Origin of the sequence: Frankia sp. R82 (genome assembly GCF_023716925.1) — a bacterium.
In the GTDB taxonomy this organism is placed as follows: domain Bacteria; phylum Actinomycetota; class Actinomycetes; order Frankiales; family Frankiaceae; genus Frankia.
The window spans coordinates 1-12,321 of record NZ_JAMQQG010000075.1; the positions used below are offsets into that span (position 1 = coordinate 1).

A 12,321-nucleotide genomic window follows, 5' to 3' on the forward strand; every position below is an offset into this window, starting at 1 on the left:
CATCCCCGCACTGCTGCGAGAGCTGGTGCGCACCACGGCGCCCGCCACCCGCCGCCGGGCCGCCGCCGGGCATCCGAACGCCGGTGGTGACGCGCAGGCCGCCGTGCTGCTGCGGCTGTTGGCCGAGGCCGACACCCCGGCCGCCCGCGAGGCCGTTCTGCTCGACCAGGTCCGCGCCCAGGTCGCGAGCGTGCTGGGGCATGCCGGGGTGGAGACGGTGGCCGCCGACCGCGACTTCGGCGAGCTCGGGCTGGACTCGCTGACCGCGGTCGAGCTGCGCAACCGGCTGAACGCCGCCACCGCCCTGCGGCTGCCCGCCACGCTCACCTTCGACCATCCCAACGCCCTCGACCTCGCCGCCTACCTCGCCCGGCAGCTCGCCGCCGCGCCCGCCGGCACGGCGGCGGTGCCGGCTCCCGGCCAGCCCCAGGACCTCACGCCGGGGGCAGGTTCGGCGCCGGGCACCGGGAACCAGACCGGCCCGGCGCAGGTCCGGGCGGTGGGCCCGCAGGAGGGGCCGCTGTCCGCGCTCTACCAGGCCCTGTGCGCCCGCGATCAGTTCATCGCGGCCGCGCAGTTGCTGGTCGTCGCGTCGTTCCTGCGACCCACCTACGGCGCCGCCGACAGCGCCCGGCACACGAAGGCGCCACTGCAGCTGGCCGAGGGACCGGCCCGCCATCGGCTGATCTGCTTCCCCGCGATGAGCGCGATCTCGGGACCGCACGAGTACGCCCGGCTCGGCACCCTGCTGCGCGGCGAGCGTGATGTGTTCGTGCTGCCCTCCTCCGGTTTCGCCGAGGACGACCACCTGCCCGCGGACGAGGCCACCTACGTCGAGGCACACGTGCGGGAGGTGATCCGACTGGTGGGCGACGAGCCGTTCGTCCTGGTCGGACGCTCGATGGGCGGGGTGGTCGCGCACGCGGTGGCGGCCGAGCTGGAAAGCGCCGGGGTCCGGCCGGCCGGCCTGGTCCTCATCGACAGCTACCCGCCGGAAAGCGCGGTGCGCGAGGGGATGGTCCAGTGGTGGCTGCCCGCCATGATCACCGGCATGCTGGAGCGGGTCAGACGCTACGAGATGGTCTGGAGCGACGCGAGCCTGACCACCATGGGCGCCTACGTGAAGATCTTCGACGGCTGGCAGCCCAAACCGGTCGAGACGCCGACGCTGCTGGTGCGGGCGGCCGACCCGCTGCCGCGCACCGTGGTCGACCCGGCCGACCCCACCGGCTGGCAGGCCTACTGGGCGACCCCGCACGAGGCCGTCGACGTTCCCGGCGAGCACTTCTCCATTCTTGAGGAGCACTCGCCCACCACGGTTGCCGCGATCACCAGGTTCCTCGACTCCCTGGTCTGAGGACCAGTCCGGCCGACCGGGTTACGTAGTTCTACGTAGCCCGGTCGAAACCCCGTCCCGTTGTCATTCCGTGGCCCTTTCCCAGGTCATTCAGTAACCAACCGTCCATTGTTGTCCGGTGCCGGAGAGATTCCGGCGCGAAAGCCTTACCTCACGTTTACACACCTTGTAGATTCAACGAAACACCGACAACGCCCGCACCGCCGCCGCCCAGGGCCGCCCCAGCGCAGCCGGCGCAACCCACCGGCGTCCGGGCCGCGCGGGTCACCGCACCGGTCACCCGGATTGTTTCCCACGCACGACTCGGAAATGTGCGACACCACAGAGGAGGGAAGCCGTATGCCGACGGGAGCAGTTGTCGTCACCGGCGCCGCGGCCGGCATCGGAGCGGCCTGCGTCGAGCTGTTCACCGAGCGCGGTCTCGGGGTCGTCGCGGTCGACGTGTCCAAGGAGGGTCTGGCGGCGTTCACCGGGAACCCGAACGTCGTCACCCTCGCCGGGGACGCGGCCGACCCGCTGACCAATGACGACGCGGTGGCCCTGGCCACGTCGCACTTCGGCCGGCTGCACGCGTCGGTGCTCAACGCCGGCATCGGCGGAGCCCCGCCGATCGAGGCCCCGGGCGCGGTGGAGAGCCTGGACCAGATCCACGCGGTGAACGTCCGCGGCCTGGTGCTGGGCATCCGCTCCGCCGCCCCGGCGCTGCGCGCGGCCGGTGGCGGGGCGATCGTCGTCACCGCCTCCGGCGCCGGTCTGCGGGGTGACCCGTACACCTGGGCGTACAACACCACCAAGGCCGCCGCGATCAACCTGGTGCGCTCGGCCGCGCTGGACTACGCCTACCAGAACATCCGGATCAACGCCGTCGCCCCCGGGCTCACCGAGACCCCGCGCACCGCGCGCCAGCGGGCCGACCCCGCCCTGTCCGCCACGCTGACCCGGCGCGTCCCGCTGGGCCGCTGGTCGCAGCCCCGCGAGCAGGCCGAGGTGATCTGGTTCCTGGCCTCGCCCGCGTCCTCCTACATCACCGGCGCGGTGATCCCCGTCGACGGCGGGATCACCGCCTCCACCGGCATCCTGCTGGCGCCCACCTACGACGGCGAGCCGCCCCAGTAGTCCGTCCGGTACCGCGGTTCGGTACCGCGTTTCGGTACCGCAGCCCCCCACCTCACGCAGCACGCCGACCCGATGGGAGCACCCATGAGCATCGACACCCGGACCGACCCGCACGCCCCGGTGGACGTCTCGCCCCAGCCCGGCCTCGCGGCACAGAAGGACATCGCCCGGCGCCTCTACGAGGAGGTCGTCAACGAGGGTCGACTCGAGCTGCTGGAGACCTTCATCGCCGACGACGGTGACGACACCACCCGGGCGCGGGCCGGCTGGTCCAACGGCCGCGCCGGATTCGTGGAACACGTCCAGTGGCTGCGCACGGCGGTGCCGGACGTGCGGACCACGGTCACCGAGGTCGTCGCCGAGGGGAACAAGGTCGTCGTCTACTGGCAGATCGAGGGCACCCAGCGCGGCGAGCTGTTCGGCGTCGCGCCCACCGGCCGGCGCATCGACGCCACCAGCGTCAGCCTGGTCACCTTCCGCAACGGCCAGGTGGTCAACTACTCGGTGCTGCCGGACCGGCTCACCATCCTGCGCCAGCTCGGCGCGGTCGAGGCCTGACCCGCGCCGCCACCCGCCAGAGGAGTCCACCGTGGGGCACACCGCGACGGCGACGCTGTCGACCACCGACCTCGCCGAGATCGGGCAGACGCTCGCCCTGTTCGCGCACGTCTGCGACAACCGCCACGACGACGCGCTCGGTCTGGTGTTCACCGAGGACATCCGGTTCGAGTTCGCCCGCAGCGGCCGGGTCCTCGACGGCCTTGCGACGCTGCGGGAGTTCCTGCTCGGGCTCGGTCCGGACGCGCCCGACCACCAGACCGTGAACACGGTCGTCCTGGTGGACCCGGACGGGACCGTGCGGGCGCTGAGCCGTTACATCGCCACCCTCGCCGACGGTTCGGCGACCAACGGCGAGTACGAGGACGTGCTGGTCCGGGCCGCGCAGGGCGGCTGGCGGATTCGGGCTCGGCGCTCGATCCACCGCTACCCCCGTGCGCCGCAGGAGGCCCCGGTCCCGCGGGACGAGGCCTGGCGGCTCAGCGCCGAACGGTTGCCGGAGCTGGCACCGTGACCGGCAGCCAGCCGGCGAGCAGCGTGCACAGGTCGCGCAGCTCCTCCCGGTACAGCCGGGCCGGGTCGTTCACCTGCGGTCGCAGGTGGCCGTACACCTCGAGGGCGACCAGGCCGTGCAGCCGCCCCCAGATCCGCAACGACAGGGCGGCGGCCCCCGGCGGCAGCCCGGGGAAGGTGGACTGCGCCATCGCGGCGAAGTCGGGGCGGAAATCCGACCACCGGTACTCCGGCACGCCCGGCGCACCCGCCCCGTCCGGCTCACCCGACTCACGGGGCTCCTCCGCAGTGAACGGCCAGGCGGCGGCGACGATCCTGATCAGGACGCCACAGGCCCGGTGCTCCGCGGCGAGCTCGGCACCGTCCTCGGGCACCCGGTAGCCGGGGATGGGGTCGCCGTAGACCAGTTGGAACTCGGGCGGATGGGCGACCGCCCACTCCCGGTAGGTCACCCCCACGGCCACCAGCTGGGCGAGCGGGTCGTCCGGGCGGGTCCGGCGGGCGGCTTCCAGGGCCTGGGCCAGCGAGGAGTAGACGTCCACGATCAGGGCCGTGATCAGGTCATCACGCGTGTCGTAGTAGCTGTACAGCGCGCCGGCGGTCATCCCCATCTCGCGGGCGATCGCCCGTAGGGACAGCGCCGCGGCTCCGCCCTGCGCCATGTGCGTGAGCGCGATCCGCTTGATGTCCCGCACGGTTTCGGCGCGCAGCCGCTCCCGCCGGCTGAGTTGTACCCCGTCCACCGGCACCACTCTACATCGAGGAGTTAGTACACGCCGTTCAATTGCTCATCATCAGATAGCTTCCTGAACGGCAGACGAAAAATCGAACGCTATGTAGACTTCGGTGGCCGGTCGACCCGGCCCGGTTCGGGCCGGCCGACCCCACGACGCACCGCGCACCCGACGAAAAGAGCCCCCAGGTGGTTGCCTCAGCGCCCCGACCGCGGTCCGGGCTCGGGCTGACGCTCGCACTCCTCGCGTTCGCCGAGTTCATGATCGCCATCGACTACAACATCGTTTACGTCGCACTGCCCGACATCGGTCGGGAGCTCGGCTTCACCACCCAGTCGCTGCAGTGGGTGGTGAGCGCCTATGCGGTGACGTTCGGTGGCCTGCTGCTGCTCGGCGGCCGGGCCGCCGACCGGCTCGGCGCCCGTCGAGTCCTGCTCGTCGCGGTGGCGCTCTACGGGCTGTCCTCGCTGGTGGGCGGGCTCTCCGGGGCACCCTGGCTGCTGATCACCGCACGGGCGGTGCAGGGCGTCGGGGGCGCTCTGCTGTTCCCGACGATCCTCAGCCTGATCAACACGATCTTCCCGGCGGGTGCCCCGCGGACGAAGGCCATGGCGGCGTGGGGGGCCGCCGGCGGCGGCGGCCTCGCGGCGGGCGCCCTGGCCGGCGGCCTGCTGACCAACTACCTCGGCTGGGAGTGGGTGTTCTTCGTCAACGTCCCGGTCGCGGCACTGATCGTGGCCGCCGCACCGCGGCTGCTGCCGCCGGACACCCCGCGGGCGGACCGGTACGCGGGCTTCGACCTCACCGGTGGCCTGCTGGCCACCGCCGGCGTCGCCCTGATCGTGTTCGGCCTGGTCAGCGGGCCCGAGCGGGGGTGGCTGTCGGTGCGCGCGGCAGGGGCCATCGGCCTGGGGGTGGTGTTCGCGGCAGCCTTCGCCGTCGTGGAGCTGCGCCTGCGCACACCGCTGCTGCCCCCACGGCTGTTGCGTTACCGCAGCCTGAGCACGGCCCTGCTGGCCGTGTTCGTCTTCTCCGGCACCCTGGCCGGGGAGTACTACCTGTTCACCACCTATCTGCAGGGCGTGCTCGGCTACAGCCCGCTCAAGGCCGGCCTCGCCTTCCTTCCGCTCACCCTGATCTCCATGGCCGGGGCCGGTCCGCTGGCCACCACGGCCGCGCGGCGGCTCGGTTTCGGCGTCTCCCTGGGCATCGCCCTGCTGCTGTGCGGGATCGGCATCGCCCTGCTGGTGCCGGGTATGTCGACGGACGGCTCCTATCTCGCGCTGCTGCCCGGCATCGCGGTGTGGGGCCTCGGCGGTGGTATCGCGTTCACCGTCAGCTTCGCCGCCGCGGCGCACGGCATCGCGAGCGAGCAGCAGGGTGTGGCCAACGCGATCGCCTCCACCTCGCAGCAGATCGGCAGCGCGGTCGGCCTCGCGGCGATCGTGGCGGTGTCCACCTCCGGGCTCGACCAGACCTCCTCTCCCGCCGACGTGGTGCACGGCCTGCGGGTGGGCGGTCTGGTCGCCGCGATCGCGGCGGCGGCGATCGGCGTGATCATCGCCGCGTTCCTGCGCGACCGGCCGGTAGCCAGCACGCCGCCCGCGGCCTCGCCCACACCACGGTCCACGCCAGCCGGCACCGGCCCCGAGACCAGCGCACCACAGGACGTCACCGCCACCTCGTCGCGATAGCTCCCCGCAGCGCCAACCTCCGCGCTGTTTACCGAGCACCATTTGCCGCCGACGAGGACACCGACAACCCGGGAACGGAGGGAGTGGCGAACATGCCGGCACCAGCGAATTTTTCGGCCGACCACATGAAGACGCCGAAGGCAATTCAGGTCAACGAAAGTGAGTTCCTTCACACCCCCACCCGGGTTACCCGAAAGGCCTTTCGCCCTATACTTTTGCCCATGGTCAATCGACGGCTGGCGGTCGCGCCATCTCCACGCCGTCGTCGATTCCACTCCCGCTCGATGCCGCCGGTCGAGCACACCGCCCACCGGCGCCATACGATCACCATGTCGTCACCGACAGGCATCTTTCTCACTGTACGCAGGCATATCGATCTGCTCCGCGTGTCCAGCGCCGCCTGTAGCTGACACCGCCGTGTTCCGGGCCGGGCGACGACGCCCCACCCGGAAGAACAGAGCCGCACCACCGCTGGGTTTCCAGCGGGTCGTCGGCGTCTCCAGCCCGGACCGGACGAACCTCCGGAACAGAAACACCCGGCAGTTGTAAAACCCTGCGCAAAAAGACGATCCGTGCTGCGCGTCAACCCAGGACCGGCCCGTCTGCCGCGCCTTTATGTCGCCTTCTGCATCTACACCCCGGAGCACCCGCATGCGTCTCGCCAGACCCGCTCGCCTCACCCTGATAACGACGGCGACGGTAGCCACACTCGCCCTTTCCGCCTGCGGCTCGAGCTCCGGCTCGGACGGCGGCACCGCGGCCGGGGCAGCCCCCAAAGCGGGCGGGACGGTGACCTACGCACTCGACGTCGAGCCGACCTGCTTCGACCTGCAGGTCAACCCGCAGGGCATCACCGCCGACATCGAACGCGGCGTGGTCGACTCGCTGGTCACCGTCGACGCGAAGGGCGCCTTCCACCCGTGGCTGGCGACGTCGTGGAAGGTCGCTCCGGACCTGAAGAGCTACACCTTCACACTGCGTGACGGCGTGCGGTTCACCGACGGCACCCCGTTCGACGCGGCCGCGGTGAAGGCGAACTTCGACCGCATCGCCGATCCGAAGACGAAGTCGCAGTACGCGGCAACCCTGCTCGGTCCGTACAGCAGCACCGAGGTCATCGACCCACACACGGTGAAGGTCTCCTTCACAAAAGCGTTCGCCCCGTTCCTGCAGGGCGCCAGCACCCCCAGCCTGGGCTTCTACTCGCCGAAGTCGCTCACCCGCGGGCCGGACGCCCTGTGCGCCGGCGGCAGCTCGATCATCGGCACCGGCCCCTTCGTGTTCACCAGCTACACCAAGGGCCAGAGCGTCACGCTGACGAAGAACCCGGCGTACAACTGGGCCCCGCAGCAGTCCACCCACACCGGTGCCGCCTACCTCGACAAGGTCGTCTTCCGCTTCCTCACCGAGGACCCGGTGCGCACCGGCGCGGTGACCAGCGGCCAGGTCGACATCGCCACCAGCATTGCGCCGTCGGACATCCGCACCGTCGAGGCGGACAAGAACCTGTCGATCCGCAAGCTCCAGGACCCGGGCGGCAGCTACGCCATCTACCTCAACACCACCCGCGGCGCCACGGCCGATGTGAAGGTCCGCCAGGCGATCCAGCTGGGCACGAACCTCGACCAGATCATCAAGACCGTGTACTTCGGCCAGTACCAGCGGTCGTGGAGCCCCCTGACCCCCTCCACCCCGGCCTACGACGCCTCGCTCGAGAACAGCCTGAAGTTCGACCCGACCAAGGCCGGCAAGCTGCTCGACGAGGCCGGCTGGACCGGGCGCGACGCCCAGGGCTACCGGACCAAGAACGGCAAGCGCCTCACCGTCGACTGGCCGTGGAACCCGCCGCACACCCGTGAGCAGCGCGCCGTGGTCGCCCAGGGCATCCAGGCCGACCTGAAGAAGATCGGCATCGAGGTCAGCCACCCGGCCCTGGACATCGGCGCGTTCGTCGCTCTGGCCGGCACCGGTCAGTACGACCTGTACGACTTCTCCTGGACCCAGTCCGACCCGGACATCCTGCGCGGCTTCTTCAACTCGGCCAGCACCCCGGCCACCGGTGGGCAGAACGCGGCGAACCTGAAGGACCCGCAGGTCGACGAGTGGACCGAGGCCGGCGCGGCCACCCTGGACAAGGCGAAGCGGACCGAGCTCTACGCGAAGGTGCAGCGCCAGGTGGTGCTCACCGACGCGGCGGTGCTGCCCGTCTACGTGCCGACCAAGCTGGTCGTGGTGTCCGACAAGGTGTCGGGGCTGACCGTCGACCCGAACGGCAAGCCGCTGCTCTACGACCTCCACCGCGCCTGATCCGATGACGAGCCCCCTGAGCAGCACCTCCGCGGAGGTCGGCAGCAGTGCGGCGGACGACGCGGGGGTGCTGCCGGGGTCGGTGGGGCTCGGCGAGCCGGCCGGGCGGACGGGTCCGCACCGTCTGTCCGGCCGGGTGGTGGCCAGAGCGGTCGGCCGCCGGCTCGCGGCCGCGGTCGCGGTCCTGCTCGGCGCGGCGACGACCGCGTTCGTCGCGCTGCAGCTACTCCCCGGCGACCCGGTGGCGATCATCCTCGGCCCGTCGACGATGGCGTCCCCGCAGGTCCGCGCCCAGATCCGGGATGATCTCGGCCTGGACGAGCCGGTCGTCCTGCAGTACCTGCACTACCTGGGCCGACTGCTGCACGGCGACCTCGGCTGGTCCTACCAGCTGCAGCAGCCGGTGTCGGACCTGATCGGCGACCAGCTGATGCCCACGGTGCAGCTGGCGCTGGCGGCGCTGACCGTGGCGGTGGTGCTCGCGGTGGTCTCGGCCGTCGCGACCGCCGGGCGCCACCGGGCGCTGCGGGCGGTGGCGAGTTTCTGGGAGCTCGTCTCGGTGTCGACGCCGCCGTTCTGGCTGGGCATCCTGCTGCTCACCGCGCTGAGCTTCAAGGTCCGCGTCTTCCCGGTCGCCGGTGCGCAGGGGTTCTCCGCGCTGGTGCTGCCCGCTCTCACGCTGGGTCTGCCGGTGGCGGGCATCCTCGGTCAGGTCCTGCGGGAGGGCCTGGAGACCGCGCTCGAACAGCCGTTCATCACCACGGCGCGGGCCCGCGGGCTCAGCCAGACCGCGATCCGGGCCCGGCACGCCCTGCGCCACGCGACGGTGGGCCTGGTGACGCTGTCGGGGTGGCTCGCCGGCACCTTGCTCGGCGGCGCGGTCCTGGTGGAGAAGGTCTTCTCGCGGCCCGGCATCGGGGCCCTGACCCTGCAGGCGGTGAGCAGCCGGGACATGCCCGTGGTGATGGGGGTGGTGATGCTCTCGGCGCTGGTGTTCGTGACCATCTCCACCGTCGTGGACCTGCTGTATCTCCTGATCGACCCGCGGCTGAGGGCGGACTGATGACGACTGTCGAACTGGCGGTGGATGTCGCGGCGAGCGGCGCCGGGCGGCGGACCGCGACCCGGGCCCGCCGCCCGCCCCGGGTCGGCCTCGTGCTGTCCGGGCTGGTCCTGCTGGTACTGGTCGCCGCGGCGCTGGCACCGGGGCTGTTCACCGGACGCTCGGCGATCGACACCGACACGGTGGACGCGCTGCGCGGCCCGAGCGGGACGCACTGGTTCGGCACCGACCAGCTCGGCCGGGACGTCTACAGCCGGGTGGTGCACGGCGCCGGCCGGTCGCTGTGGATCGGCCTGGCGGCGACCGCGCTCGGCGTCGGCGGCGGTGCGGTGCTGGGTCTGACCGCCGCACTGGGTGGGCGGATCGCGGACGCGGTGCTGATGCGGGTGGCCGACGTCCTGCTGGCCCTGCCCCCGCTGCTGCTGGCCCTGTTGGTGATCACTGTGCTCGGCAACGGCACGCTGAACCTCGCCGTGGCGGTCGCGCTGTCCAACGTGCCCGGCTACGCCCGGGTGGTGCGCTCGGAGGCGCTGGTGGTGCGCCGCTCCGGCTACGTCGAGGCGGCCGTGGGTCTGGGCCTGCGCCGCCGGCTGCTGATCGGGCGGCACATCCTGCCCAACACGCTCGGCCCACTGCTGGTCGTGGCCACCGTCGGTTTCGGCACGACGATGATCGCCGTGTCGGGCCTGAGCTTCCTCGGCTTCGGCACCGCACCCCCCACCCCCGAATGGGGCCTGATGCTGTCTGAGGGCCGCAACTACCTGTCCACCGCCTGGTGGGCCGGGGTGTTCCCGGGTGCCGCGATCACCGCGACCGTGATCGCGGTGAACGTCGTCGGCCGGTTCGCCCAGGCCCGTTACAGCCGGAGGTCGCGCCCGTGAGCCACCCACCCGCCGCCCCCGCGGTCACCGCCGGCACCGGCGCTGGCACCGAAGACGCGGCGAACACCGAAGACGCGGCGAACACCGAGGACGTCGCGAACACCGAGGACGTCGGCACCGACGACGTCGCGGTCGCCAACCCGACCGGTCAGACCGGTCCGGCACTGATCGTCGACGGGCTGAGCGTGACCTTCGACGTGCCCGGGCGGCGCGGCGCGGGCCGTCGGGTCCAGGCCGTGCGGGACGTCTCGTTCACCCTGGACCGGGGCGAGTGCCTGGCCATCGTCGGCGAGTCCGGGTCGGGCAAGACCGTCACCGCCCGCACCCTGGTCGGACTGTCCGGCCCGCAGGCCACCGTCTCGGCCCGCCAGCTGTCGTTCGGCGGTCTTGATCTGATCGGGCTGGGCGAACGGGGCTGGCGCGGCGTCCGCGGTCGACGCATCGGACTGGTCCTGCAGGACGCCCTGGTCTCCCTCGACCCGCTGCGCACCGCCGGCGCGGAGATCGCCGAGCCGCTGCGCACCCATCGGACCGTCGAACGCGCCCGGCGCCGCGAACGGGTGCTGGGCCTGCTCGCCGACGTGGGGGTACCCGAGCCCGAGCGGCGGGCGGCCCAGTACCCGCACCAGCTCTCCGGCGGGCTGCGCCAGCGGGCACTGATCGCCTCGGCGCTGGCCGCGGGACCCGAGCTGCTGCTCGCCGACGAGCCCACCACCGCCCTCGACGTCACCGTGCAGGCGCAGGTGCTCGACCTGCTGCGCCAGCTCGCCGCGGACGGCCTGTCGGTGTTGCTGATCAGCCACGACCTGGCGGTCGTCGCCGGACTCGCCGACCGGGTGGTGGTGATGTACGGCGGGCTGGTGGTCGAGCAGGGACCGACCCGGCAGGTGCTGGCCCAGCCGCGCCATCCCTACACCCGCGCGCTGCTCGCCGCGGTACCCGCGCTGCACCCACGGGGCGCCCGGCTGTCCCAGGCGGTCACGGACCGGCCGGCCAGCACAGGTGGCTGTCCCTACGCGGCTCGCTGCCCGCGCAGCGACGAACGGTGTCGCACCGAACTGCCGGTCATGCCGACAACGGGGTCCGCGACCGGGCAGCAGGCCCGCTGCTGGTATCCGGAACCGGTCGACCGGGCACCCGCCGTCGTCGGCGGGACCACCGACAGCCGTACGACCACCGACAGCCGTACGACCGACGACACCCGTACGACCGACGAGGCCGGCGACGCTGCCGGGACAGCCACGGTCGCGGTGGTGCGGGGGCCGGCGACCCGCCCGTCCGGCGCCCCCGCGCTGATCGAGGCGGAGGCGCTGCACAAGCGGTTCCGCGCACCCGACGGCCAGTGGCACCACGCGGTGCGCGACGTCTCGCTGGACCTGTTCGCCGGGGAGACCCTCGGCGTGGTCGGTGAGTCCGGTTCGGGCAAGACGACGGTGGCCCGGATCGTGCTGGGGATGGTCACGCCCGACGCGGGCCGGGTCCGGTTCGCCGGCGAGGCGTGGAGCCCGGCGTCCGAACGTGACCGCCGGGCCCGCCGGACCCGGATCCAGGCCATCCACCAGGATCCGCTGGGATCGTTCGATCCCCGGTTCAGCACCGAGCAGATCATCGGTGAGGCCGTGGGGGTCGCGGGGGTGCGCCGCGGCCGGGCTCGCCGCGACCGCGTCGTCGACCTGCTCGAACGGGTCGGGCTGGACGCCTCGTTGCTGCGCCGACGCCCACTGGAACTTTCCGGCGGGCAGCGCCAGCGGGTTGCCATCGCCCGGGCGCTGGCCCCCGACCCCAGCGTGCTGGTCTGCGACGAGCCGGTGTCCGCCCTCGACGTCTCGGTGCAGGCCCAGATCCTCGACCTGCTCGGGGACCTGCGCCGGGACCTGCGGGTCGCCATGTTGTTCATCTCGCACGACCTCGGCGTGATTCGGCACACCAGTGACCGGGTCATCGTGATGAAGGACGGGGTGGTCGTCGAAGCCGGTGAGGTGGACCAGGTCTTCGACCAGCCGCAGGCGGACTACACCCGGGCGCTGCTGGCCGCCGTGCCGCGACCGGACCTGCGGTGAGCGGCGCGGCGCTGGCCGGGCGCCGGCAGGCGTCGGTG

General features: G+C 72.3%; 11 protein-coding genes. 10 read left to right on the forward strand and 1 reads right to left on the reverse strand.

Translation table 11 applies throughout. The annotated features are described in order from the left end of the window. From ND747_RS14090 to ND747_RS14105, 4 genes are all read left to right on the forward strand, one after another. A partial coding sequence (locus tag ND747_RS14090) for an alpha/beta fold hydrolase (protein WP_251734071.1) occupies positions 1-1,357 on the forward strand: 1,357 nt, incomplete at its 5' end. A 339-nt stretch (positions 1,358-1,696) separates the two neighbouring features. Next, positions 1,697-2,473, forward strand: coding sequence for an SDR family NAD(P)-dependent oxidoreductase (locus ND747_RS14095; RefSeq protein ID WP_251734072.1), 777 nt, complete (start codon positions 1,697-1,699; stop codon positions 2,471-2,473). Positions 2,474-2,557: 84 nt separating this feature from the next. Continuing rightward, positions 2,558-3,031, forward strand: a complete 474-nt coding sequence (locus ND747_RS14100) for an ester cyclase (protein ID WP_251734073.1) — start codon at positions 2,558-2,560, stop codon at positions 3,029-3,031. 31 nt (positions 3,032-3,062) lie between these two features. Beyond that, positions 3,063-3,545: a nuclear transport factor 2 family protein gene (locus tag ND747_RS14105; RefSeq protein ID WP_251734074.1), complete on the forward strand. Its 483-nt coding sequence runs from the start codon at positions 3,063-3,065 to the stop codon at positions 3,543-3,545. On the opposite strand, the gene ND747_RS14110 is transcribed toward ND747_RS14105, so the two are convergent. Beyond that, entirely contained in the window at positions 3,511-4,287 is a 777-nt protein-coding gene (locus tag ND747_RS14110; protein WP_251734075.1) for a TetR/AcrR family transcriptional regulator, read from the reverse strand. The genes ND747_RS14105 and ND747_RS14110 overlap by 35 nt on opposite strands. A 179-nt stretch (positions 4,288-4,466) precedes the next feature. Between ND747_RS14110 and ND747_RS14115 the strand changes: the two genes are divergently transcribed. From ND747_RS14115 to ND747_RS14135, 6 genes are all read left to right on the forward strand, one after another. Next, on the forward strand, positions 4,467-5,972 hold the full coding sequence (locus ND747_RS14115) for an MFS transporter (RefSeq protein ID WP_251734076.1): 1,506 nt from the start codon (positions 4,467-4,469) through the stop codon (positions 5,970-5,972). A 329-nt stretch (positions 5,973-6,301) separates the two neighbouring features. Further along, a complete protein-coding gene (locus tag ND747_RS30120; protein WP_374216226.1) occupies positions 6,302-6,382 on the forward strand; it encodes a putative leader peptide in 81 nt (26 codons plus the stop codon). A gap of 241 nt (positions 6,383-6,623) precedes the next feature. Next, entirely contained in the window at positions 6,624-8,279 is a 1,656-nt protein-coding gene (locus ND747_RS14120) for an ABC transporter substrate-binding protein (protein ID WP_251734077.1), read from the forward strand. A gap of 4 nt (positions 8,280-8,283) precedes the next feature. After that, the gene (locus ND747_RS14125; protein WP_251734078.1) at positions 8,284-9,342 is read left to right on the forward strand and encodes an ABC transporter permease; all 1,059 of its coding nucleotides are present in this window, start codon (positions 8,284-8,286) and stop codon (positions 9,340-9,342) included. Further along, positions 9,342-10,223 (forward strand): ABC transporter permease, encoded by an 882-nt coding sequence (locus ND747_RS14130; protein WP_251734079.1) that lies wholly within the window; start codon positions 9,342-9,344, stop codon positions 10,221-10,223. The genes ND747_RS14125 and ND747_RS14130 overlap by 1 nt, the downstream gene beginning before the upstream one ends. Then, the gene (locus ND747_RS14135; protein WP_374216225.1) at positions 10,220-12,283 is read left to right on the forward strand and encodes a dipeptide ABC transporter ATP-binding protein; all 2,064 of its coding nucleotides are present in this window, start codon (positions 10,220-10,222) and stop codon (positions 12,281-12,283) included. Before ND747_RS14130 ends, ND747_RS14135 begins: the two co-directional genes overlap by 4 nt. Positions 12,284-12,321: the final 38 nt, after the last annotated feature.

Coding starts and splice junctions, on each gene's coding strand:
- ND747_RS14095 (WP_251734072.1), top strand. CDS start 1,697: ATGCCGACGGGAGCAGTTGTCGTCACCGGCGCCGCGGCCGGCATCGGA.
- ND747_RS14100 (WP_251734073.1), top strand. CDS start 2,558: ATGAGCATCGACACCCGGACCGACCCGCACGCCCCGGTGGACGTCTCG.
- ND747_RS30120 (WP_374216226.1), top strand. CDS start 6,302: ATGTCGTCACCGACAGGCATCTTTCTCACTGTACGCAGGCATATCGAT.
- ND747_RS14120 (WP_251734077.1), top strand. CDS start 6,624: ATGCGTCTCGCCAGACCCGCTCGCCTCACCCTGATAACGACGGCGACG.
- ND747_RS14125 (WP_251734078.1), top strand. CDS start 8,284: ATGACGAGCCCCCTGAGCAGCACCTCCGCGGAGGTCGGCAGCAGTGCG.
- ND747_RS14130 (WP_251734079.1), top strand. CDS start 9,342: ATGACGACTGTCGAACTGGCGGTGGATGTCGCGGCGAGCGGCGCCGGG.